The sequence below is a fragment of the Acidithrix ferrooxidans genome (genome assembly GCF_000949295.1).
In the GTDB taxonomy this organism is placed as follows: Bacteria; Actinomycetota; Acidimicrobiia; order Acidimicrobiales; family Acidimicrobiaceae; genus Acidithrix; species Acidithrix ferrooxidans.
Map to the genome: position 1 here is coordinate 19239 of NZ_JXYS01000001.1, position 24831 is coordinate 44069.

At 49.2% G+C, this 24831-nt stretch carries 19 protein-coding genes; 17 read left to right on the top strand and 2 right to left on the bottom strand.

Annotated features, from left to right (window positions below):
• Nucleotides 1-99: 99 nt before the first annotated feature.
• From ispG to truB, 8 genes are all read left to right on the top strand, one after another.
• Nucleotides 100-1335: a flavodoxin-dependent (E)-4-hydroxy-3-methylbut-2-enyl-diphosphate synthase gene (gene ispG / locus AXFE_RS00070; RefSeq protein ID WP_052603860.1), complete on the top strand. Its 1236-nt coding sequence runs from the start codon at nucleotides 100-102 to the stop codon at nucleotides 1333-1335.
• 80 nt (nucleotides 1336-1415) lie between these two features.
• The gene (locus tag AXFE_RS00075) at nucleotides 1416-3146 is read left to right on the top strand and encodes a proline--tRNA ligase (RefSeq protein WP_160291667.1); all 1731 of its coding nucleotides are present in this window, start codon (nucleotides 1416-1418) and stop codon (nucleotides 3144-3146) included.
• A gap of 124 nt (nucleotides 3147-3270) precedes the next feature.
• On the top strand, nucleotides 3271-3819 hold the full coding sequence (locus AXFE_RS00080) for a ribosome maturation factor RimP (RefSeq protein ID WP_052603862.1): 549 nt from the start codon (nucleotides 3271-3273) through the stop codon (nucleotides 3817-3819).
• Between the two features lie 61 nt (nucleotides 3820-3880).
• Entirely contained in the window at nucleotides 3881-4921 is a 1041-nt protein-coding gene (nusA, locus tag AXFE_RS00085; RefSeq protein ID WP_082058339.1) for a transcription termination factor NusA, read from the top strand.
• A 75-nt stretch (nucleotides 4922-4996) separates the two neighbouring features.
• A complete protein-coding gene (locus AXFE_RS21215) occupies nucleotides 4997-5191 on the top strand; it encodes a hypothetical protein (RefSeq protein ID WP_160291668.1) in 195 nt (64 codons plus the stop codon).
• 161 nt (nucleotides 5192-5352) lie between these two features.
• Nucleotides 5353-8766, top strand: coding sequence for a translation initiation factor IF-2 (gene infB, locus AXFE_RS00090; RefSeq protein WP_052603863.1), 3414 nt, complete (start codon nucleotides 5353-5355; stop codon nucleotides 8764-8766).
• 26 nt (nucleotides 8767-8792) lie between these two features.
• The gene (locus AXFE_RS00095; RefSeq protein ID WP_052603864.1) at nucleotides 8793-9182 is read left to right on the top strand and encodes a ribosome-binding factor A; all 390 of its coding nucleotides are present in this window, start codon (nucleotides 8793-8795) and stop codon (nucleotides 9180-9182) included.
• A 20-nt stretch (nucleotides 9183-9202) separates the two neighbouring features.
• Complete coding sequence (gene truB / locus AXFE_RS00100; protein WP_052603865.1) at nucleotides 9203-10147, top strand: tRNA pseudouridine(55) synthase TruB; 945 nt, start codon at nucleotides 9203-9205, stop codon at nucleotides 10145-10147.
• 549 nt (nucleotides 10148-10696) lie between these two features.
• Here truB and AXFE_RS00105 read toward each other — a convergent pair.
• Nucleotides 10697-11182, bottom strand: coding sequence for a flagellar basal body-associated FliL family protein (locus tag AXFE_RS00105; protein WP_052603866.1), 486 nt, complete (start codon nucleotides 11180-11182; stop codon nucleotides 10697-10699).
• 362 nt (nucleotides 11183-11544) lie between these two features.
• Here AXFE_RS00105 and AXFE_RS00110 point away from each other — a divergent pair, with 362 nt between their 5' ends.
• The 6 genes from AXFE_RS00110 (at nucleotide 11545) to AXFE_RS00135 (ending at nucleotide 19335) form a co-directional block, all read left to right on the top strand.
• Nucleotides 11545-12525 carry a bifunctional riboflavin kinase/FAD synthetase gene (locus AXFE_RS00110; protein WP_052603867.1) on the top strand — a complete coding sequence of 327 codons (981 nt, stop codon included), beginning with the start codon at nucleotides 11545-11547 and terminating at the stop codon, nucleotides 12523-12525.
• A 78-nt stretch (nucleotides 12526-12603) separates the two neighbouring features.
• Nucleotides 12604-12861 carry a 30S ribosomal protein S15 gene (gene rpsO / locus AXFE_RS00115; RefSeq protein ID WP_052603868.1) on the top strand — a complete coding sequence of 86 codons (258 nt, stop codon included), beginning with the start codon at nucleotides 12604-12606 and terminating at the stop codon, nucleotides 12859-12861.
• A 410-nt stretch (nucleotides 12862-13271) separates the two neighbouring features.
• On the top strand, nucleotides 13272-15764 hold the full coding sequence (locus AXFE_RS00120) for a polyribonucleotide nucleotidyltransferase (protein ID WP_052603869.1): 2493 nt from the start codon (nucleotides 13272-13274) through the stop codon (nucleotides 15762-15764).
• A gap of 49 nt (nucleotides 15765-15813) precedes the next feature.
• Nucleotides 15814-16620 carry a 4-hydroxy-tetrahydrodipicolinate reductase gene (gene dapB / locus AXFE_RS00125; RefSeq protein ID WP_082058341.1) on the top strand — a complete coding sequence of 269 codons (807 nt, stop codon included), beginning with the start codon at nucleotides 15814-15816 and terminating at the stop codon, nucleotides 16618-16620.
• Nucleotides 16621-16714: 94 nt separating this feature from the next.
• A complete protein-coding gene (dapA, locus tag AXFE_RS00130) occupies nucleotides 16715-17641 on the top strand; it encodes a 4-hydroxy-tetrahydrodipicolinate synthase (RefSeq protein WP_052603870.1) in 927 nt (308 codons plus the stop codon).
• Complete coding sequence (locus AXFE_RS00135; RefSeq protein ID WP_052603871.1) at nucleotides 17638-19335, top strand: ribonuclease J; 1698 nt, start codon at nucleotides 17638-17640, stop codon at nucleotides 19333-19335. The genes dapA and AXFE_RS00135 overlap by 4 nt, the downstream gene beginning before the upstream one ends.
• Nucleotides 19336-19560: 225 nt before the next feature.
• Here the strand turns inward: AXFE_RS00135 and AXFE_RS00140 are convergent, their stop codons facing one another.
• On the bottom strand, nucleotides 19561-19719 hold the full coding sequence (locus AXFE_RS00140) for a hypothetical protein (protein ID WP_235347485.1): 159 nt from the start codon (nucleotides 19717-19719) through the stop codon (nucleotides 19561-19563).
• Nucleotides 19720-19771: 52 nt separating this feature from the next.
• On the opposite strand from AXFE_RS00140, the gene AXFE_RS00145 reads away from it, so the two are divergent.
• From AXFE_RS00145 to thrB, 3 genes are all read left to right on the top strand, one after another.
• Nucleotides 19772-22219 carry an FtsK/SpoIIIE family DNA translocase gene (locus tag AXFE_RS00145; protein WP_052603873.1) on the top strand — a complete coding sequence of 816 codons (2448 nt, stop codon included), beginning with the start codon at nucleotides 19772-19774 and terminating at the stop codon, nucleotides 22217-22219.
• A 234-nt stretch (nucleotides 22220-22453) separates the two neighbouring features.
• Nucleotides 22454-23740, top strand: coding sequence for a D-alanyl-D-alanine carboxypeptidase family protein (locus AXFE_RS00150; protein ID WP_160291669.1), 1287 nt, complete (start codon nucleotides 22454-22456; stop codon nucleotides 23738-23740).
• Between the two features lie 204 nt (nucleotides 23741-23944).
• Nucleotides 23945-24829, top strand: a complete 885-nt coding sequence (thrB, locus tag AXFE_RS00155; protein ID WP_052603875.1) for a homoserine kinase — start codon at nucleotides 23945-23947, stop codon at nucleotides 24827-24829.
• Nucleotides 24830-24831 lie beyond the last annotated feature (2 nt).

Below are 24831 nucleotides of genomic sequence, written 5' to 3' on the forward strand. Positions count from 1 at the left end.
CGTTGTGGACAGGTGTCTTGGTCTCTCGACATCTATGGAGAGGCTACAGCGAATATATTTACTGGCGTTTTTAAGGAATGTTTTTAAAAGGAGAATATGATGGCCAGATCTAACACATTTAGCGCGCCAAGGAGACACTCTAAGTCAATCTACCTTGGAAAAGTTCAAGTTGGTGGAGATAGCCCGGTCTCGATTCAGTCAATGACGACAACAAAGACTGCCAATGTCGAGGCGACTCTATCACAGATCTATTCTCTAGCAGGAGCAGGATGTGACATTGTGCGTTGCACTTGTAATGATGGGGAAGCAGCTATAGGGCTGGCTCAAATTGTTCCAAGATCTCCCCTCCCAATCGTCGCTGACATTCATTTTCATGTGGAGATGGCACTTGCTGCACTTGAGGCTGGCGTTGCCGGGTTACGTTTGAATCCAGGCAACTTACGCAAACCAGCCGAGATAAAGCTGGTCGCTCAGGAGGCTAAAGATCGCGGCGTTCCAATACGCATCGGAGTAAATGCCGGTTCTCTTCACCCGGATTTATATAAGAAGTACAATGGAGTTACCCCCGAGGCACTCGTTGAATCTGCGATGAACGAGCTGAGCCTCTTTGGTGAGGTGGGGTTTGAGGATGTAAAGATCTCCGTCAAAGCCTCCAACGTTGTTTTGATGATTGAGGCCTATCGAATTTTGGCAGAGACCGTGGACGTCCCGCTTCACTTAGGTGTTACCGAGGCGGGGCCGCCTCCGGCCGGTATCATAAAGGCGACGGCCGGAATTGCAACCCTCCTATCAGAGGGGATTGGCGATACCATTCGCTACTCTCTGACAGCAGATCCTATTGAAGAGGTAAAGGCAGGTCGTGTTCTACTAGAAGCCCTTGGTCTTCGTGAGCGTAAGGGACTTGATCTGATCGCGTGTCCTAGCTGTGGTCGAGCCGAGATTGATGTTATAGCTGTCGCCAAGGCTGCCCAAGAGGCACTTGAGAAGTTGAATCTCCCACTTCAGGTTGCAGTCATGGGATGTGTGGTCAATGGTCCAGGTGAAGCTCGAGAAGCAGATCTTGGAATTGCGGCTGGGCGATCAAAGGGCCATCTTTTTATTAAGGGCAAGATAGTCGGTGTCGTAAAAGAGTCAGAGATGGTTTCTGCGCTAGTTGAAGAAGCTCAAAAGATAGCCAAAGAGGGAGTGGAGGCTCGATTGGCTGCGGCAGATCCCAATGCGCAAGCCGAAGCTGAAGCCGATAGGTTGGCGCTTTTGGAAAATCGAGGGGTTGATGCTAATAATTCGATCACTAAGATCGAGCAGATACGTCGTCGGATCGATCTTAGCGAATAAGCCAAGATGCCTTAGCGTTAACAACTTGTAGCTAAGAGAACTTTGACCCTTTGAAGCGCGGTTAGGCTGTTGTAATGCGAATGACACGTCTAGTTGCGAAAACTCAAAGGCAAGCCCCAGTTGATGCGGAAGCGATCTCACATAGGCTATTAGTAAGAGCCGGATACATTCGGCGACTCTCATCGGGTGTATATGCATATCTGCCACTGGGTCTTAGGGTTCTACGTAAGGTTGAAGCTATTATTAGGCAAGAGTTCGACAATGCGGGCGCCCAAGAGGTCCTTTTGCCCGCATTACAGCCTGTGGAGATATGGGAAGAGACAAATCGGTCTGCCACTATGGACGATGTCTTAATGCGGCTAGAGGTTAGAGGCGGTAAGTTTGTTTTGGGGCCGACCCACGAGGAAGCCGTCATAGCTGCTGTTAGTCCAGATTTAGCGTCGTATCGAGATTTGCCAGCTACGGTCTATCAGATTCAGACCAAGTTTCGAGATGAAGCGCGTCCTCGTTTTGGTCTTTTGAGAACCCGTGAATTCGTTATGGCGGATGCTTACTCCTTTGATGAGTCCAAGGAGGCCATGCGTGAGTCGTATAGGAATATTTTTGATGCCTACTGTAGGATCTTTGATCGAATTGGTGTCGAATATTATCCAGTTGAGGCTGACTCTGGCTCAATTGGTGGAGACGTAAATCACGAGTTTATGGTTCCGGCAGCCATCGGCGAGGACCACTTTGCTAGCTGTTCAAATTGCGGTTATCGCGCGAATATTGAGGCTGCGGTTCGTTCCTCTAACTTTTCAGGTGGCGGCCAAGGTGAGGTGGGTCGATCTTACGAGGTTGAAACCGGCCAAGCTAAATCAATTGATGAAGTTGTCGATCTCCTTAAATCTAAGGGAATCGAGGTGCGAGCTTCGGAGACAATAAAGACTATGGCGCTAAAGTCCAAGGATTCAAAACTTACTTTAGCTTTGGTCCCTGGTGATCGGGTATTGAAGGTTCCTCACGGCTATGCTCCGCTCTCTGGGGAGGAATTTGCGCAGTATCCATTTCTTACACTTGGCTCGATTGGTCCGATATCAATGGGTGATCGTGGAGTGCGTGTTATTGCCGATAATTCAATTGTCTCTAATTTAGGCTATGTTGTTGGAGGAAATGCTGAAGGTATCCACATCCTAGATGCAGTGTTGGGTCGCGATTTTTCCGTTGACGACTTTGATAACCTAGTGGTGGTTACACAAGGCGATAGTTGTCCACGTTGTGAGGCGCCAATGGATCTAAGGAGATCTGTCGAGGCAGGACATACCTTTCAACTTGGATTGACATATCCACAAAAGATTCGATCTGCTCGTTTCTCTGGTGAGGACGGCAGCGAAACGATGTACTTTATGGGATGCTATGGAATTGGTGTCTCCAGATTTCCAGCAGTTGTAGCTGAAGTCTCCAACGACGATGCGGGGTTGATCTGGCCAATCTCAATTGCTCCATTTGCGGTACATCTAGTTGCAATTAACTTCAGCGGTAACGAAGAGGTCAAAGCGGCTGCAGAACAGATCTATGGGGAACTTTCAAAGCTCGGAATTGAAGTCATATTGGACGATCGTGATGTTGGCGCCGGAGTCAAGCTGAAAGATGCTGATCTTATGGGTATGCCTATCCATGTGGTGGTGGGGCCAAAAACGATTGCAAATGGTTTAATTGAGATAAAGCTTCGTTCTGCGGGTTCTTCTAGAAGTGTTCCGTTGAATCTAGCTATCGATTCGATCTCAGAAACAGTAGTCGAACTAATCGGCAATAGTGCCTTGAGTGCCTGAAACGACCAATTAACTAGTTTTTCAAATAGACTATAGGTGTATTGTTTTCACAAGCGTGGGCCCATGGCCCACGCTTGTCTTGCTCTAGCGCTATTGTGATTTTAGAGAAGGATCGGAGGGTGAGTTGGCAAAGGGATCTGCATTTAATGAGGAACTGGTTGAAATGCTCTATGTGCAGTTGGAGCCGTTGTCAAAAGCAAATGGACTTGAGGTTCTTGAGATTGAGGCGACCAAAGATACTTTGAGGGTCACCTTTGACGACCCAAAAGGAAATGTTGACGCAAGTAAGCTTGAACTGCTAACACCCTTGGTCTCTGAGTTGTTGGATTCTATTGAGGCAGTGGATAAGGCTTATTCGGGTCAATATATGCTTGAAGTCTCATCCCCAGGTCTAGAGCGAACTCTTCGAACGCCGGGTCACTTCGCTAGGTTCATCGGAAGCAAAGTGAATATCAAGCTCAAGAGTGGAGTCTCTTCAGATCGACGAGTCTTGGGTTGGATACAAGGTGTGCAGGATTCGACTGTTATCATTGGTTTTGATTCTCCCGTAGGCTCCGCAAACGTTCAAGTTATTGAATTAATTGATATTGAGCGAGCAAAGACGGTCTTTGAGTGGCAAATTGGTGAGAAGCGAACTATGGCGCCCAAAAGTGGCTCAAAAGACAAGAAATAACGAAAGATTTTATGATTACGCTCGTTGTCGAGTGTAAAAAGCGGGAAGGTGGATGATATCAATGGCGAGGCTTGGTGGCGACTTTATGGAGCCTTTGCAGGCGATTGCGCGAGAGAAGGGTGTCTCGGTTGAGACCCTTCTAGAGTCATTGGCGAATGCCTTACTTGCAGCATATAAGCGTAGGCCTGATTCGGCTGAAGATGCCGAGGTCACTATTGATCCCGATTCTGGCGATATTCAGGTTTGGGCGCAGGACCTAGATGAAGATGGTAATGTAATTCGCGAATGGGACGATACGCCAACAGATTTCGGCCGTATTGCGGCTCAGACTGCTAAGCAAGTCATGTTTCAACGTATTCGCGATGCAGAGCGCGATTTAAAGTATGAGGAATATGCAGGACGCGAAGGCGACATTGTTACCGGAATTGTACAGCAAGCCGATAGTCGTTACACTTTGCTCAATTTGGGTAAGGTTGAGGCTCTGCTGCCTCTTCAAGAGCAGCTTCCGGGAGAGCGCTATGGCAATGGCGTAAGAGTCAAAGCCTATATTGTCGAGGTACGCCGGACCAACAAGGGACCACAGATAGTGGTTTCTCGCTCTCATCCTGGTCTGATGAAAAAATTGTTTGAATTGGAAGTTCCAGAGATTGCTAGTGGGGTAGTAGAGATAAAAGCTCTCTCTCGCGAGCCAGGCATTCGCTCTAAGATCGCAGTTGCTTCAAATGACCCAAATGTTGATCCCGTTGGGGCATGTGTTGGACCTAGGGGAGCTCGTGTTCGAATGGTAATGGCTGAATTGCGCAACGAGCGAATCGACATAATTCCATTTTCCGAGGAGCCAGCTGAATTTGTAGCTCGAGCATTGCAGCCTGCCCACGTGCGTGAGGTTGACCTAAACGATGCCACTGGAACTGCAATCGTAATCGTCGATGCATCCGAGCAGCCTCTTGCTATCGGCAAGGAGGGTCTCAATGCCAAACTCGCTGCTCGTTTGACCGGGTGGCGAATTGATATTGGAACAGGCGAGGAAGCTGCGATTTTGGATTCGGTTCCGATAGACGAAGACGAGGATCAACCAGAGGCCGGCCAAGGCGAAGAATAGCTCGCGGAGGGCCATTCATTGGTTGTAACGAAAGAACTACCGGTGTCAAAGAGTCGCTTTTTGCGAAGTTGTATTGTGTGTCGAACAAGAGATTCGAAGTCGAAGTTGATTAGACTTCGAATCTCGGAGAATCGCGCCCAATCGACGGAGATTGATTGTGGTCGGGGATACTGGGTGCATGCAGATGCTAGCACTTGCTTGGATCCGACTAGGATTATGTATGCTTTGTCTAAAAGAGGTATCAAGGTAACCGAAGTGGTTACGTGCTAATCGGACGATATCGCACGTTTATTGGGTGAACGTAAAAAACCGTGTAGCATTGGAAGGCGGCCGTTTTGTCTGCGTGTCGTTATTCTATGTTCGTCCAGTATTGATTTGGACGATAATTTCTCAATTTGAATGAGTGTTTTAGGAGAGGACTGAAGTAGCAGTTGGCAAAACGGATACGGGTCTATGACCTAGCCAAAGAACTAGGGCTTTCAAACAAGGGCGCATTTGACCTATGCAACGATCTTGGCATGGGTATTAAGAGTCCATCGTCGAGCATAGAAGATGCTCAAGCTGATCGGGCTAGGCGTAAGGTAGTTCGAGAAGGCGCTGGACGCTATGAGAGGGCCGGTGGTGGAGAGCACTCACACGGCGATACAAAGACTACCGTGGCGGCTGGCGATGCTGCCGTTAACGTTTTGCCGGCGGATCCGATAGCTAGTAAAGCTTCAGCGCCGATAGAACCTCCCGCAGCCGAGCCACGAATACAAGTCAAGGCGCAGCCTCTAGGTGAGCCACAGAGCGAATCCAAGGCACCGCCAGTAATTGAAGCTAAACCCGAGGCACAAGTACAAGCCAAGACAGAGCCCCTAACTGAGCCTGATACCAGTAGGCATTTAGATTCCGGCCATTCAAAGCAGAGCCACCGTCGCGGGGCGGATGCCCCTAGGGACTCTGAGGCTGGCACGGACAAGAGTGATCGAGCGGCTAAAGATAACTTTAAAGCGGTAAGTGGCACGGTTAGTGAGGTTCTGCCATCAGAGCCTGTCGCTAGGGTTGATGTTGCTCCATCACAATTAGCATCTTCGAAGAATAATGAGCACGAACAAAAGGTGGTAAAATCACCCGAGGCTCCAGCCAAACAAGAGGAAAAAGTAGTCATTACTCCAGATTTAGATAGGGGCACGGTTGTCGTAAAGAGCGATGCCGATGCCACTGTGCAAAAGGTGCAACCGGCTCCCGAGGCCGAGAACAAGCCTGAGAACAAAAGTAGCTCATCGGAAAATCTTGCTCCAAAGGCTCGTGATTCACGCGGTCGCGTATTCAGGTCTACCGAATCACATGGTCAACGATCGTCAATGGGGCCAAATCGAGATACCAGGCCACCTGTGGTTCGTAATGACGTGGAGGCCAATTCAGCCCCTAGTCTAGAACCAGGTGCAAAAGGTGGAAGCGTGGCTCCCCCTCCGCGTCCCAGGGTACCCTTGTCGCTTTCGGGAAAGCCAATTCCGCCACCTCCAGGGATGGGCTCTAACCGTCAAGGATCAGGAGGGCGGTATCAGAACGATTCCCCAAATCCAAGACAAGGCGATCGTCCTGGCTTTAATAGAGGACCTCGTCCCGGTGGTGGATTTGATCGTAATTCTGAAGGCGGACGTCAAGGTAATTTTGGTGATCGCCCAGATCGTGGCGCGGGCCAAGGTAACTTCGCCGATCGTGGACCTCGTCCCGGTGGCGGCCAAGGTAACTTCGCCGATCGTGGACCTCGTCCCGGTGGCGGCCAAGGCAACTTCGCCGATCGTGGACCTCGTCCGGGTGGCGCGGGCCAAGGTGGCGGTGGTGGTTTCCCAAGGAGTGGTCCCTCAACGGGTTTTGCTCCTCGAACTGGTGGAGGATTTCCGGGTTCTAGAACTCCAACCCCATCTCCGGGCGGAGCTTTTGGTGGAAAGTCGCCAGCTGGATCTCGAGGACGACCACTACAGCGTGCCGCTAAGCGCCGCAGTAGAAAGAATATGGAAGAGCTGGAGCCAACTCAGGTTACGTCCTATATACCATCCAATGCACCAGTGCCTGATGGCGAGATAATTATTGAAAGAGGATCATCGGCTCAAGAGGTAGGGCCAAAGTTCAATCGATCTGCTGGAGATGTGGTTCGATTCCTACTTTTGCAGGGCGAACCAGTAACTGCAACCCAGACGCTTTCAGATGATGCGATTGAGCTTTTCGCCGCTGAATTGGGCGCGAAGGTTAAGTTGGTTGACCCCGGACAAGAACAAGAGGCTGAGCTTTATGCCAAATACTTCTCCGACGACGATATCGTTCCACAGGGTGAAGCTGAGTGGCGTGCTCCGGTTGTGACGGTTATGGGCCATGTTGATCATGGTAAGACAAAGCTGCTTGATCGAATTAGAGAGACCAACGTCGTTGCCAAAGAGGCCGGTGGAATTACACAGCACATTGGTGCTTATAGGGCACAAGTCGACAACAAGTTCGTTACCTTTATCGATACACCTGGCCACGAAGCCTTTACGGCTATGCGTGCTCGAGGTGCGGGTGTCACCGATATCGTGGTTTTGGTCGTAGCTGCTGATGATGGGGTGATGCCCCAGACGATCGAGGCGATTGACCATGCTAAGGCTGCTCACGTGCCGATAGTAGTTGCAATAAATAAGATCGATCGTGCAGACGCTGATCCGAATCGTGTTATGCAACAGCTCTCTGAATATGGTTTAGTCCCTGAGGCATGGGGCGGCGACACTATAATGGTTGAGCTTTCGGCTCTCCAGAATTTGGGTGTCGATGATCTTTTGGAACAGCTGGTTGTGTTGGCCGAGGTGTTGGAGTTGACCTCCACCAAGGTCGGCCGCGCCAAGGGTGTTGTCTTGGAGGCCAATTTGGATCCTGGACGTGGCCCAGTGGCGACGGTTATAGTGAAGCAAGGTGTTCTGAGAGTTGGTTCTAACTTGGTGGCAGGGCCAGCCTTTGGTAGGGTCAAGGCTCTCATAGATGAGGCTGGTAATCCAGTTCACGAGGCTGAGCCATCTACTCCAGTTCAAGTTTTAGGATTTTCTGAGGTTCCAAGTGCTGGAGATGAATTTAGAGAGACGGCTGAGCTTAGCGTTGCTCGACAGATCGGTTCCATGCGCGAACAGCGGATTCGTCTTGCTGGTCTGAGTGCTCAAAGTGGAGCGGCACCGGGTGCAAAACTGGAAGATCTCTTTGAGCAGATTAAGCGTGGGGAAACTGCGACTCTTAATGTGATTATCAAAGCTGACGTGCAGGGTTCGCTGGAGGCAGTTACTGAAAGTCTTCGAAAGCTCGAACGACCTGAGGTGAAGTTGAGTATCGTACGCCGAGCAGTTGGTGGAATCAATGAGAATGATGTTTCCCTTGGGGCCGCCTCGAATGCATTGATCATCGGCTTTAACGTCCGTCCCGATCGTCGTGGTCGAGAGGCCGCCGAGGCACAGCACGTTGAGATTAGAACCTATGAGATTATCTATAAGATGCTCGAGGATATTGAAGCGGCCATGGTCGGTATGCTTGCTCCTGAGTATGAAGAGGTAGTTACGGGTGAGGCCGAGGTGCGCGATATCTTTAGAGTGCCAAAGGTTGGAGCTGTTGCTGGCTGTTACGTACAAAATGGTTCCATTACACGTGGTTCCAAGGTTCGCTTCCTTCGAGATGGCGTAGTTATCTGGAAGGGCTCGATTACCTCTTTGCGTCGCTTCAAGGACGATGTTCGCGAAGTTGCCTCTGGATTTGAGTGTGGAATTGGGCTTAGTGACTTTCAAGACCTGCGATCTGGCGACATAATAGAGACCTTCGAGGATCGCGAGATTCCTCGAGCTCTTTGACGCTAGAGTGCTTTGAGGTAATTTAGATGGCTAATCGACAGATGACCAAGCGGGGTTCTTTCCCGAGAATGGATAGGGTCTCGAATGAGGTTCAGAGAGTTTTGGCTTTTGCCATGGAGAAACACTATGAACCGATCGATTCCGAGTCGATAGCTACGGTTACGGCCGTGGTTGTCGACCCAGATTTGCGCAGAGCCAAGGTCTATTTTGATCACCTTTCGCCGCGTCTTGAAGATTGGTTGAGCACCAATAGGGTGAAGCTTCAACGCGAGATTGCAAATGGGGTTCGTATGAGAAGTACTCCTTTGTTGTTCTTTGAGGCTGACCCAGCGATTGCCTCCGGTCTTGCCATAGAGTCGATTCTTCGTAAGGTTATCCCTCCAAATGTGATGGATATGCCTGGCGGCGATGAATGAATTGCCTGGTGGTTTGACGATTGGCCAGACGTAAAGTCTATCCTGGTGGTTTACCCTTCGGTGTTGTCGTTCTAGATAAGCCAATAGGGATAACTTCAAATGGGGCCCTCTCTGTTGTGCGACGCGTAGCTGGAAACAGCAGGGCTGGGCACATGGGTACATTGGACCCCTTTGCGAGCGGGGTCCAAGTAGTTTGTGTCGGACAGGCGACCAAGCTGATCCCACATATCCACTCTTCAACTAAGGCTTATAGTGCTAGTTTGACTTTAGGGTCAGCGACAGATACGGCTGACCATACTGGTGAAGTTATTTTGAGCGCACCAGTGCCTATTCTTACACAAGGGCAATTAGACGCTGTGGCACTGTCCTTGCTCGGTCACCAAATGCAGACGCCTCCAGCTTTTTCCGCTAAAAAGGTAGCTGGGGTCCCCAGTCACGTCCTTGCTCGTGAAAATCGGGCCGTCGAACTCGCAGCCGTAGAGGTTGAGATAGTGGAACTTTCTATCCAATTGACACCCGATCCGTCGATTCTGGCAGTGGACGTTGTCTGCTCGCGTGGAACATATGTGCGTACCTTGGGTGAGACAATCGCCCAAAGGTTAGGGACCTATGGCCATTTGACTTCTTTGCGACGTACCTCCTCCGATGGGTATTCCATAGATGATTGTGTGGAGATCGATTCTTTGTCGAGGGACTCATTTCTTCCTTTCTCTAAGGTGCTTTCCTCTTTTGACACTATGTTTATAGAGCCAGGTCTACTCCAGCGCGCCTGTCACGGTGGTCCAATTCCCCTTAGTGGCGGACGTAATTTTGGTGAAGGTGGCTCTGATTCGTTAGTTGCGCTTTTGTCCGATGATAGATCTTTGGGTGATGGCGAGGTAACGTTCGATAATCTGATCGGGATCTATGGGGTCAGTGGGGATATGTTGATTCCAAAGATCGTTTTTATGGCTCCGAGTCTCTAAGGACTTTTGTCAAGGGAGGCTATTGGTCTTTGGCTTATATCCTTAGATTTTTTGGGATGATTTGATTGCTAAAGAACATGTCTGTGTACCTGGGATCAGATATTGATGATGTGGCTAACCCGATATCTAAGGACCCTGTTTGGCGTTATTGAGCGGGGGTTTCTCGGCTTAGATGCTCTTTTTGTTTACGATTTTAGCTGGATGGTATCAAGCTCTCGTATGTTCAATTTGCTCTGTGTTTGGGCTGGGCCTTGGTTTTCGATCGTATATCAAATGGTAGGCTGGATTAGACGCAGTGGCTTTTTCGCTCACGGCGATGTTTTTGCTAGGACCTGTTGGGATTTGGTGAACTGTTTAGGCTCCTAGTGACTGTTCAATTTATGATTGCTCCGGGTATCAGCCGTATCTATCTAATTTGTCTTCATTGATGTTGTGTTGGGCTAGCGGGTGTTTTAACGTTTTAGATATGTTAGATGAGGGTTTCTAAAAGATTATCCATAACTAGCCTATCGGGCAAATTGCTCCAACGCCTATTGGTGACAATGGCGACTATTGCATTATGAATGATGTGAAATAGATGTCGGTGATTTCGTTTTTACCGGTTGCTACCTTTACGATCTTATTTAGATCAAGAATTAGCTGTTTCTTTAAGGTGAGTTTGGCTATGGGCGACAGAAGCTGGGCGTAGGTCCAACCCGAAAGATCAGTAATTACGACGTCGGTCATATCCTTATTCAATGGGGTGATCGCTGTTGTCAGGTCTTTGACTCCCAATTGGAGGCTCATCCCTAGCTGTATCAAATGACCATCTGAGAGATTTGTTGTGATGGTACCAAAGCCATAGATCGGTCCAACTTTGGGAGGTACAAAGGCAGCCTTATGCGGTTTTGATGATCCAAGAAAGGTCAATGCGCCAAAGCCCCCTCCTCCAGCTGCTAAAACTACCAGCAGTATGATCAAAATGAGCTTCTTTTTTGACCCCTTCTTTTCTTCTTTAGCCGAGCTTTCTTCGGCTTTCTTGGTAGCTGTAGCCATTCGATCCTCACTTAACTTCCAGTTGCGTGCCGCCTCATTGAGATAAAATTTTCTATCTCTTTACGTCAATCGAGGGGCCTAGGATACACATTCCATTGTCTATGGGCATTTATCGGAACGAGACGGCCGTTTCCTTAGGAAAAGTCGAAGAGATTGTTTTGAAGTCGAGCTTTTTGTGCGTGGGCTAAGTATGAGGTGAGCGAACATTCAAAGTGAGCCTTGCGATCCAACGTTGGCAAAATGAGTTTCCGGTGGCCGACTTCGTAGGGCTATCATTCATAGATAGAGATAGTGATAATTCTCGGTAGTCGATGCGATTAGAGAAGTTGCAATGACGGCAAGGAATCGATTGTTGGAGAGATATGAAACTTTTGACCCCAGCCACGCAGACGCCGTTAGCGGCGTCGGTTGTAACCATTGGAACCTTTGATGGTGTTCACCTTGGCCATCGCAATCTTTTGGAACATGCTAAGCGGCGAGGTGACGCCTTGGGAATTCCCAGTGTAGCAATAACCTTTAATCCTCACCCAGCAACCATAGTCAGAGGTGGAACTGCACCAGCTTTGATCAACTCTTTTGAGGAGCGGCTAGCGCTGTTTGAAGAGTTGGGAGTGGACTATTGCTACCTGGTTGAGTTTGACCTAGCCAGATCCCAAGAATTGGCGTCAGATTTTGTAAAGGGGACGTTGGTTGGAGATCTGGGCGCGAAGGTTGTGATAGTTGGCCCGGATTTCCGATTTGGTTCGAAACGAGCCGGTAATGTGGACCTGCTCCAAGAGATGGCTGGAGACTGTGGTTTTGTAGTTGAATCTGATCTATTGGTCAAATTGGTAGGTGAGATCGCCGCATCGGTTGGAAAGGTTCTTCCGGAGCTACAAGATGAAGGAGAGGTGGTGGTCTCCTCTACGTTGATTCGAAGGTTGATCTCGCTCGGTAGTGTCGAATTGGCGCATCGCCTTTTGGGCAGAGACTTCTACATAGTTGGTTTAGTCACGTCGGGCGATGGTAGAGGTGGTTCAGAGTTGGGCTATCCAACGGCGAACGTCTCCTATCAGGATAATAGAGTTCTGCCAGTGGATGGTGTTTACGCCGGGTGGGTTCAGTATCAGCAGAGTCGTTACATGGCTGCAGTATCTGTAGGAACTCGTCCTACTTACTACCCCAAAGAGGGTAATCGATTGATTGAGGCGTTTCTTTTGGACTTTGATGGTGATCTCTATGGGCGGGAGATCCAAGTGGGATTTACTCACTTTTTGAGGCCACAGAAGACTTTCTCCAATTCAAAGGAGTTAGTCGATCAGATTGAACTTGACGTTGAGGATGTAAAGGTAAAGCAAAGGTAGGCAAATTACATCTGAGCAACTAAGCTTATGAATTCGTGTTTCACAGAAGTTTTTAGAAGCTCTTCGCAAGGTGCAGGAATGATTGACAAAAAGGCGATAATCGCAGAGTTTGGTAAAAATGAGGCAGATACTGGATCTCCCGAGGTGCAAATAGCACTTCTTAGTTCCAGAATCTCGCATCTAACCGAGCACTTAAGGCAGCATAAAGGTGACCACCATACGCGTCGTGGCCTTATGATGCTAATTGGTCAAAGGCGACGTCTTTTGGACTACGTAAAGTCCAATGATGTGGAGCGTTATAGAAGTATTATCGCTCGTTTAGGAATTCGTCGTTAGTCGATTTTTTAGAGTGTGAGCTTGAAGTTTACGTCTCGGGCCTGGCGTTTATTCGCCAGGCTCTTTGTCTATGTCAAGCTTCATTTGAAAGGACGTCTATATCTTCGGCGATATATGCGTTGGAATCGGCTAATTTGTAATATGTAGCAGAATGAATCGCACCATATAAGCCGCAATTTCCATGTCAAGGGTGTAAGGCTTGCAGCTGCCAGTGGAGTGGGCCCGAATTGAAACTTCAATTGGGTTTGGACCTAGTCCACTGGGAACTGCGAGAATGCGAATTTGCCAAGGCGAAGCTGGTGCGACTTGTTATCTAGGTATAGGCCCGCCTAGTTATAAAAATGGTGCTCAACTATAGAGTCGAACTCTTCGCATGAGCGATTAGTTCGACGTATCAAATCAGAGGAAGTATGAAAGAAATTATAAAAGTTCAGGCCCAAATATCAGGGACTGAGAAGACCATCTCATTTGAAACAGGCCTCTTAGCGCCGCTTGCAGATGGATCAGTCGTGGCTCGATTGGGAGACACGATGGTTTTGGCTACAGCCGTAGCTTCAAAATCAGTCAAAGAGGGTATCGATTTTTTCCCATTGACAGTCGATGTCGAAGAGCGAATGTACGCAGCAGGAAAGATTCCGGGCTCGTTCTTCCGTCGTGAAGGAAAGGCGACAGACTTTGCCGTATTGGCATCGCGGCTTACAGATCGTCCGATTCGACCGTGTTTTCCAAAGGATTTTCGTCACGACGTACATATCGTGGGAACTGTCTTGGGCGCTGACTCCGAGAGTCCTTATGACGTTCTTTTTATAAACGCTGCATCTGCCGCTTTGATGATCTCTGGAATTCCATTCAATGGACCAGTTGGTGCGGTTAGGATTGCATACTCGAGCGATGGTTCATGGATTGCAAATCCATCCTATCAAGATGGAGATGACTCCTCTTTTGAACTAGTTGTTGCTGGTCGACAAGTGCGTTCTGGCGAAAGTACGGGCGACATTGCAATAATTATGGTAGAGGCTGGTGGCACGGCGGCATCTTGGAAGAATTACCAAGGTGGAGCACCTATGGTAACCGAAGAGGTCATTGCTGAGGGATTAGAGGCCGCTAAGACTTGGATACGTGAGTCGATTGCACTTCAGCACTCTCTAGTAGAGGCCTTTGGAAACGTCGTTCCGATGGCATACACGCCAGTGGTTGACTATTCCGATGAAGTCTATAGCCGAGTGTCTGCCATAGCTATGGATCGAATGCGACAAGCAAACGTCGTTGCCGGTAAGGCAGAGAGGGCCGCAGCACTCGATGGTGTAGCCATAAGTGTTCAAGAAGAGCTAGCTGGGGAATTCCCAGATGCTTCGAAAGAGATCTCGGCAGCAATTCGATCTATCACCAAGACAGTTATTCGCGAGCGAATAGTAAACGATGGCGTTCGAATTGATGGTCGGGATACGACAACCATCCGTCCATTGACAGCGGCTGTAGGTCTTATTCCTACTGCTCACGGGTCGGGGCTCTTTCAGCGTGGCGAGACTCAAGTCCTAAATGTTTGCACCTTGGGTATGCCAAAGATGAACCAGATGCTGGATTCGCTTGGCACCGATGACTTCAAGCGTTATATGCACCACTACAACTTCCCACCTTTTTCTACCGGAGAGGTTGGATTCATGCGGGCACCAAAGCGACGAGAGATTGGTCATGGTCTTCTGGCTGAGCGAGCTTTGCTACCTGTTATTCCACCAGAGGATGAATTTCCTTACACGCTACGTTTGGTTTCAGAGGCGCTGGCCTCAAATGGTTCGACCTCAATGGCGTCAGTCTGTGGATCGACTCTTTCTTTGATGGATGCAGGTGTTCCCATTAAGGCTCCTGTTGGTGGCATAGCGATGGGCCTAGTGCTCCATGATGGCAAATACACCACTCTTACAGATATTTTGGGTGCCGAAGATGCCTTTGGTGACATGGACTTCAAAGTGGCTGGGACCTCAGAGTTTGTGACTGCACTTCAACTTGATACCAAGATCGACGGCATTCCAGCAAGCGTTTTGGCTAGCGCGCTTTCGCAGGCAAAGACGGCCCGATTAGAGGTTTTGCGAGTTATCCTAGAAACCCTTCCGGCTCCAAGGCTTGAGCTCAATCACAATGCTCCAAAGATCGTTAATTTTGAGATTCCACTTGACAAGATGGGTGAAATCATTGGGCCGAAGGGCAAAGTGATAAACGCAATCCAACAAGAGACTGGGACAGAGATAACGCTAGATGAAGATGGAGAGACCGCAATGGTCACCATCGGTGCCAAGGAGATGGCAGCCGTCAATGAGGCTAGAGACCGCATTCTTGCGATCATCAATCCACCTCTAGCGCAAGTCGGTGGCCATTACTCGGGTAAGGTCGTTGGCATAGCCAAATTTGGCGCTTTCGTAAATATTCTTCCTGGTCGTGACGGACTGTTGCATATCTCAAAGATCGGCGGAGGACGTCGAATTGATCGGGTTGAGGATGTTTTATCCATGGGCCAAGAGCTACGTGTTGTAGTTGATGACATTGATCCAAATGGTAAACTTTCGCTCTCGTTGGTGACAGATCGTGACGACGACGATGACAACGACGACGATGATGATGGTGGCGATAGATTTGGCGGTGGTAGCCAAAGTCCCATTCATGATCGAGCCCCCGTTGCTCACGAGCCAGCTACACCCAGAGGCGGCGATCGGATAGAGCGAAATAAGTACGAAGAGGACGACATTGAGGTCGTCTCCTTTGAAGCTGCTTTTGAGGATCAACTGCGTGCTGAATACGGTGATCTAGGTCCCGAGCAAGCTGAGCCTCGAGCATTCGCCGGCAATGATGGTGGTCGAGATCGTGACCGAAATCGTCGTTCCCGTCCACGTCGTGACAGTCGTAGATAGTATCTGATATTTCGTTGGATTTTGGTCGGAGGATTGACTTATCAATAAGATTCGAGTAGCAGTGTTTGGCGCGGGTGGTCAGATGGGCGCAAGCGTCTGTAGGGCTGTGCTTAACGATGATGATTGTGAACTTAGTAGCGCCCTAGATCCTCGCTTAGCTGGGATCGATCTAGGGCAAGCGACGTCAATCCTCGGAACCGGCCTTAGTATCTTGGGAGAACGGGATGCTCTTGAGCCAGATAAGGTTGACGTAGCAGTTGACTTTACCGAAGCGGAAGCTTCTTTCGAGAATGCTCTTTTTTGCGCCAGGAATTCAATTCATATCGTGATAGGCACGACTGGGTTGACAAGCCGGCAGATTGAGATTCTCAAAGAGGCTTTTTCAAAGTCGAATTCAAATTGTCTAATCGCTCCGAACTTTGCGATTGGCGCGGTCTTGATGATGCGTTTTGCCGAGTTGGCCGCTCCGTTATTTGAGACGTGCGAGATAATTGAGTTTCATCACAATCGAAAAGCTGATGCACCGAGTGGCACCGCACTTGTAACTGCTGGTCGAATCGCCTCGGCCAAGAACGGTGGTTTTGCTCAAGATGTAACCTCCGCTGAGCTTGATGGAGCACGAGGTAGTCGGGTCGATAAAAATATCTCTATTCATTCTGTGCGAATGGCCGGAATGGTCGCACATCAAGAGGTTATCTTTGGGACTACGGGCCAGACCTTGAGTATCAGGCACGACTCCTATGATCGGAATTCTTTTATGCCAGGGGTGCTGTTAGCGATTAAAGCGATCTCCGAGCGCGATGGGTTGACCATTGGAATTGAGTCGATTTTGGATGATTATTTGGGTTTAAGGTAGAGATAGTCAATTGGTTCGAATGACTTGCATTTGATCTGGTTTGACAAGAGAGCTAGTCGGTATTTGACGTTATTGGTTAGCTGGGGAGTAGGGAATGGGAAGAGCGCTAGATCAGTTTGGTTCAGTAGTCACAGCTATGATCACCGCCTTTGATGAAGATGGCGAGTTGGACTTAGATGCGACGGTTTCAGTTGCTAAGTATCTAGAAACTGCCGGCAACAGTGCATTGGTTGTTTCGGGTACAACTGGCGAGGCTTCGACGCTTACCGATGACGAGAAGCTCTCTATATGGGATGCAGTCTCCTCAAGTGTGAATATCCCGGTAATTGCTGGCTCTGGAAGTAATGACACCCTGCACTCTGTTTCCCTTACCAAGCAGGCGACAAAGCTGAAGATCGCTGGTGTCTTGGCGGTTGCTCCCTATTACAATCGCCCCCCTCAAAGTGGAATCTTCGGTCATATCCGAGAGATGGCCAATGCGACCGATCTACCTGTGATTATCTACGATATTCCCGTTCGCACCGGTCGAAAGATCGCTACTTCTACGATCTTTGAGTTAGCCAACAGTTGTGACAACATAGTTGGACTCAAGGATGCAGCGGGTGACCCTAGTGCCACCGCTACAGTGATTGCCGGCCTTGGAAGCGGCTTTGACGTCTATTCAGGTGATGACGCTATGACGTTGCCCTTGATGGCCGTAGGTGCAATAGGCGCCATTGGTGTCGCGACGCATTGGGCGAGTGAATTTTTTTCAGCGATGATAGAGGCCTTTAATTCTGGCGACCATCGCCGTGCCATGTCGATCAATGCAGCACTATTTGAATCGTATGGCTTTGAGACAGGCGATTTCGCGCCTAATCCCATGCCAACAAAGGTAATGATGAACGAAATGGGCTTTAGGGTTGGTCAGTGTCGACTTCCCATGGGAGCACCCCCTCTCGGCCTTCAAGAAGATGCGAAGCGAGTCTTGGCTAATTTGAAGGAAAGCGCCCAAAACTATTCAATTAAGGTGAATTTTTGACAAGCAAAATTGATAACAGCCAAGATCACGTCAGGGTAGTTTTCCTTGGCGGGTTAGGTGAGATAGGTCGCAACTGCGCAGCGATTGAGATGGGTGATGAGATCTTGATCATCGACTGCGGTTTGATGTTTCCAACTCACGACACCCCTGGTGTGGATTTGATTCTTCCGGACTTCTCTTACCTCTTGGAAAATAAAGATAAGGTGATTGGGGTCGTCATAACCCATGGTCACGAAGATCATATCGGTGCACTTCAATTTCTCTTACGAGAGATGAGCCTTGATATCTACGGCTCGCAGCTAGCGCTTTCGCTAGCTAGCTCAAGGATAGAAGAAGCAGGCCTAGGCGCAAAAGCCCGGATGCACTACGTCTCTGACCGCGAGGTCCGAGATATAGGTAGCTTTGTTGTAGAATTTATCCCGGTTACCCACTCTGTGCCCGACTCTTTTGCGCTTGCAATACGAACTTCGATCGGCACAATTGTTCATTCGGGCGACTTTAAGATTGACCTTACCCCTGTGGATGGGCGACTGCCCGATCTCGCACGTCTTGGTCAGATCGCTAGTTCTGAGGGCATAGCCCTGCTGTTGGCTGATTCGACCAACGCAGAGGAGTCAGGTCACTCTGACTCTGAGTCAGAGGTCGGCCCGGTGCTTGGACAGCTGTTTGCGACCAATAAGACCAAAAGAATCGTGGTCACCTGCTTTGCTTCGCATATCCACAGAATGCAACAGATTGCTAATGCAGCTCTGGAGGCAGGCAGAATGATCTTTCCCCTTGGGCGTTCTATGGGGAAAAACATTGCGCTTGCTCGCTCTATTGGTCTATTGAATATACCCGAAGCATCACTAGCTGATATAGAGAAGGTTAATTCCTATCCTGATGATCGTATCTGTGTTATCTCCACAGGAAGTCAGGGCGAGGCGATGTCTGCTCTTACCCTAATGGCGGCCAATGAGAATAAGTTTCTTAAATTGAATCAAAATGACCTTGTCATCATCTCCGCTGATGTGATCCCCGGTAACGAGTCAGCTGTTGGCAAGGTTATCGATGGACTTCACCGTCGTGGAGCTGACGTGGTCCATGCAGGGATAGCCAAGGTTCACACATCTGGCCATGCCAAGCGTCAAGAGTTGAGGCTATTGCAGACGATCTGTAAACCACGTTTTTTTGTTCCAGTACATGGTGAATTTCGACATTTGAATTCTCATTCCCGACTTGCAAATGAGATGGGTGTGCCAAAGGATAACATAATTGTCTGCCTAGACGGTGATGTGCTTCGATTGGATCGCGAGAGCTTGACCAGAGATGGCAAGGTCCCCGCGAGCTATCTTTATGTCGATGGGGTTGTGGATGGCCTCTCCAAAGGTGTCCTTCGGGATAGAAAGACCCTCGCCTCAGAGGGTGTTGTAGTAGTTGTGGTCTCTGTCGATGTAGCTAGTGCTACGATAATTACTGGTCCTGAGATCGTAACCCGAGGATGGGCCCATAGTGACAATGATCGTCCTGACTCTATTGCCGAACTTATTGAGGATCTAAAGGCAGCGATTAGAGCGACTATTACCACCACGATTGGTGAGGCAGGCTCTGACTACGATACGGTATCTCGACATATTCGTACCACGACTGCGAAACTAATCGAGAAGCGTACCAAGATGCGACCGATGGTTATTCCAGTTCTGACAGAGATTTAGCTCTCCGTTGGCTGGATAAATCTATAGGTCTTTTCATCTTCGGTTTATCTCAAGAGTATTAAAATTGATTTCTTTGGATTTTTCCTAGACTTTTCGGGTTCAAGTGATCTATAGTACCAAATTGTGCACAACGCTACGATAGGTCTAGCCTTTAGTGATGCACGGTACTACACTTATGTAGTTATTCTAATTTTGGATGCTTGTAATTTCAGATGAATGAATCGTCTAGTTGTTCAGATTGGAGGTTGAGACCCTGAAAAGCACTGGTGAAACCCGTAAAAAAGCAAGTTCGAGCCGTATTATCCAGGAGCCAAAGCCGATAGCAAAGCGATCTTCGGGGTCGACTTCAAAGAGCAGGGCAACCTCTCCTCGAACGTCAGCCATAGCCACTGTCCCTTCAAAGGGATCATCAACCAGCAATAGGCGTCCTGCTCATTTGCGTGCCAGAAGGACAGAGGCCGATGTAGCAGGTTTGATCATTCTTGGTGGCGTTATCTTTGGACTACTCTCTCTCTTTTCAGTACTAGGTGGAGTTGGAACTTCGTTTGATCATCTCTTCGCCGCGGCCTTTGGCTATGGAAGGGTCTTGTTCTACGCTTATATCGGATATTATGGACTGGTGCTTGTCTTAGATATAAGGCCATCGCTCAAGCGTCGGTATCTATCTAGCGGGGCACTTACAATAGTGACTTTGTTGGCCTTTTCCTCCTTTTTGATCTTTGAGCTTCTACATCCTCATCGCAATCCATCATTAGCGGAGCGAGGCGGCCTTATCGGGTGGTATACCTTTCGAGGCATTGCCGCATTGGTCTCTCCCGGTGGCGCTGGTATATTAATCTTTGTCGTAGTTGTCTTTTCTCTTTTGGATCTTTTTGGCCATTCCCCAATCGCTATCGTTCGGCGTTATCGCCACCGTATTGCTCGCCATTTCAACGACGGATCCGACGCCAGAGAGATTCAAGGAGCGCCCTTGTCCTTGGACGAGCCACACACTAGCTCGCCTCCTCTGGTGCATAAGCCAACTAGGTCTAGATCTCGATCTAGGATGCCATCGGTTCCGGTATATGACTACGCCGAGGATTCTCTATCGAATGAGGCTTATTTAGGGGCTGATCGGGGAAGCAAGGATCTTGGAAATCCTGAATCAAAGGTCATAAACATACCGGTGCCGCCGTTAGAAGCTGTGGCCGAGGGGTCGGATTCACAAGAGCTAGATGAAGAGCTGCTACTTGGGGGCTCAAATGCAGATGCTTTCGACTCCTCTCCAGCCGATGAGGATCTGGATAGCCAAGATGGGGTTGCTCAGGACTTTGACGAAAAGGCAGATGAGCGAGTTGTCGCGTGGAAGCTGCCTCCGGGTAATATTTTACGTCGTTCAGCGGTCCGCGCCTTAGACAAAGATGAACTTTGGAAGCGTGGTCGTATTTTATGCGACGCCCTAGCAACCCATAAGGTAGAGACTTCACTGGTTGGAATGACTGTGGGTCCTACTGTAACTCGTTACGAGTTGGAACTTGGTGCGGGCGTCAAGGTGGCTCGTGTGACATCTTTAAACAAAGATATTGCTTATGCCATGGCGGCGGCCGATGTCCGAATATTGGCGCCTATTCCAGGTAGGAGTGCCATTGGGGTGGAAGTCCCAAATGAGCGCAGAGTAATTGTTGCATTGGGTGACGTTCTTGGCGCTCCAGAGGCGGCGGCTAATTTGCACCCTCTAGCTGTGGCTATTGGTCGAGATATCTCGGGCAAGGCGACATTGGCGAATCTCGCAGAGATGCCTCACGTTCTGATAGCCGGGTCGACCGGTTCTGGTAAGTCTTCTTGTTTGAATTCTATTCTGACCTCAATCCTGATGCGTTCCACCCCAGATGAAGTTCGGATGATTCTGATCGACCCAAAGAGGGTAGAGCTAGGTCAATATAATGGTGTCCCGCACCTTCTGACTCCTGTGGTCACCAATCCCAAAAAGGCGGCGAACGCCTTAGCCTGGGCGGTCAAGGAGATGGAGCAGCGCTATGATCTCCTATCTGAGCTTGGTGCTCGAGATATCGTGGGTTACAACCAGATAGTCGAAAACCTTCAGAGGGAGGCCTCTGAAGAAGATAAAGCGGATTTGCCGTTCGTTGATGCTGCAAATGAGACCTCATCCGAGATTGAGTTGGGTCCATCTCCATTGTTCGATTCCATCAAAGAGAAGTCCTATCGCCACCTTCCTTACATCGTTGTTGTCGTTGATGAGCTCAATGATCTAATGATGGTAGCCGCTAGGGACGTAGAAGAGTCGATCTGTCGTATTGCTCAGATGGCTAGAGCCGTCGGAATCCATCTGGTGATTGCCACTCAACGTCCTAGCGTAGATGTGATTACGGGGTTGATAAAGGCCAACATCCCCTCTCGTATGGCCTTTTCTGTCTCATCCTTGGCGGATTCGAGAGTCATCTTGGACCAACCAGGAGCTGAAAGATTGATCGGTAAGGGTGACATGTTGATGCTAGGAGCATCAACGTCTCACCCCCAGAGGCTTCAAGCTCCGTGGGTCGCGGAAGAGGAGATTCGCAAGGTAGTAGCTTCCTGGATTCGACAGGGTAGAACCAGCTTTGTAGGTGACTTCGAAGTGGTTGAGACTACAAGCGACAGTTCCGATTCCAAAGAGGATGAGGACGAATTGTTCATGGCAGCGTTGGAGCTAGTTGTTAGCTCTCAACTCGGGTCCACCTCAATGCTCCAGAGAAAGTTGCGGGTCGGGTTTTCACGCGCCGGTCGCCTTATGGATTTGCTTGAGCGTAGGGGTATTGTCGGCCCGCTAGAGGGCTCGAAGCCGAGAGTGGTATTGATGGGTAAAGAGGAGTTTGAGAGTTACAAAGATCAGCGACTGATAGGTTAGCTCCTGGGTGATTCTGGTTAATTACTTTTGATGATTACACCAGCTCAAGAATGGCTATTAGCTATCTTTTTGGTTAGTTGGCTCCAAAGCTATGAACCAGATCTTCCAACTTCAATTATCCTATTTCATCGGAGAAGTTCAATTTGTAGCGGTTCGTAGGACGACCTTTTCAATTGAATTTTTTATTTTTTTAATTTAGATGGGATTCGGTAGTTGGGTAGAAACGATTCATGGGTGCCTCGTGCTAAAACATCAGGCGGAGGTTACGGCTATTATCGAAGAGATCGTGCCAGGGGAGCTAAGAGATTACTAATTGGGCTGCTTGTGATCTTGGTTTTAGTTGGTGCCCTAGGGGCGTTTCAGCTTCTTAGAACGCCTCCCCAACCAAAATTAACGACATCGATCTCCTCCAGCCAGGCTATCGCGGGCCCCGCTCCAACTCTTACATGGCCATCTCAAGGCGCGGCAGACGTTGGATTGGAAGGAGTGGGCAGTGTTGGAAATCACGGGACAAAGACTCCGATAGGGTTGGCTTCGGTGGCTAAGATAATCACAGCCTTGGTTATCATCCATGATCACCCTCTCGCTGTGGGCGCCCAGGGGCCCAATCTTACTGTAACTCCAGGCGATGTGAGCAACTATCAATCCATGCTTGCCGCTCAGGATTCGGTGATGGCTGTCGTTTCTGGTGAAGTTCTAACGGAGTATCAGGCGCTTGAAGCGCTCTTGATCCCCTCTGCTGATAATGTGGCTAGCCTTTTGGCTCAGTGGGATGCCGGCTCTATAAGTGCCTTTACTCAGAAGATGAATCAGATGGCTGCCTCGTTGGGCATGAAGAATTCGAAGTACGTCGATCCGAGTGGATTGGATTCCAATACAGCAGGTACCGCTCCGGATCAACTTCGTGCGGCTCAAGCTCTACTAGCCAATCCGGTCTTGGCTCAGATTGTGGCGATGCCCCAGGCTACTCTACCGGTAGCTGGAGTCGTCTATAATGTGAATGGACTTGTGGGCCACGACAATATCACTGGAGTAAAGACAGGCTCCACGCCAGCGGGTGGTAACTTTGTATTTTCTGGAACCACTACACTTCCAGCGAACCCCGCCCTGCCTCGAAGTGTTAGTTCGAATCCTCAGGTAATTGGGGTGATCTTGGGACAACAGGGCTACACCCCGCTTCCTACCGCGCTATCTGCAGGAAAAGCATTGCTTGATTCTTTTCGGAAGATTCCCAAGAATATCAAAGTTATCAACCAGGGTGCGATTGTCGGTTCGATCTCGGCCCCGGGACAGAGCGCGGTTTCAGTCGTTACCGCCGCCTCAATATCATTGGTTGGATGGCCCGGACTGACAGTTCGATACAGGGTCCAAACGTTGAAGAATTTGCCCTCCTCCTTTGGTAGTGGCTTCAAGGTTGGGACCTTGACCGCGACAATCGGTTCGGAGAGCGCTAGTGTAAATCTCATTGTCAACGGTAGCGTAAAGGCCCCTACAATAGCTTGGAGATTGCGAAGACTTTAGGGGACGTTGTGGCGGTCGGCAGATATTATCAGTTATGATTTTCTTCAATGTGATGGCTAAGTAGACATCGTATCATTTCCAGTTTCTTTCAAATCGCGATCCTATCTTCATCAACAGCTAGCCCTCTTTAGGTAAATATGGGCTATTAACTAAGTAAGGATTGGCCCACATATTGAGTTTCCTAGGTCAAGAGGTTGATTTTTCATGAAGGTAAGGGTACCGGCTTCGAGTGCCAATTTGGGTCCAGGTTTTGATGTTCTTGGGTTGGCACTGTCGATCTATGTAACGGTAGAAGTGAACGAAGCAGAGAGCCTTTCTATAGTCTCTAGTGGCTTTGGTTTTGATGTGCCAAACAATGCAAGCCATTTGGCGGCGGTTGTTGCTCAAGAAGTTCTAGGCCATAGCAATGTTTCTATAGAGATTGATTCTCAGATTCCCCTGGCTCGAGGTTTAGGTTCGTCGGCAGCACTGTCTGTTGCTGTTGCAGGAGCCTGTGGAGCCTATGATGCTTTTGTAGTTGGCAGTGATTTTGATGGTCACTGTGAGAACGCAGCGGCTAGTTACTTTGGTGGGTTGGTAGCAGGGAGCAGGGTTGGAGACTCTTGGGAGGCTATCTCCATTCCTATTGATCCCCGGTACGGGGTCATTATTGTGGTTCCAGAGATTGAGATACCTACTAAAGATGCTCGAGCAGTTCTTCCTAAATCCATTGCCTTTGGTGACGCCGTCTTTAATCTAGGGCGTATGGCTTTGCTGATGGGCGGTCTAGCAAATATTGAGGCGATGCGATTTGAATTTGGAGAGGATAAGTTGCACGAACCATATCGTGAGGTTATATTCCCTGGGGCGATTACCATCAAAGAGATACTTGGCGATAACGGTGCACTTCTCGCCACCTGGTCCGGCGCGGGAAGTTCAATGATTGGGCTATTCGATCGATATGACATTGCAACCTCTATCTCGACGATCCGTGATGAACTAGCTTCGGCGAATGTTGCGGCTGAGGTGTTTGACGTAGCGATAGATACCGAGGGAATCTGTTTTTTGGAGGATCTTGACGATCCAGATGATCTCGACGATCGAAGCTAAGG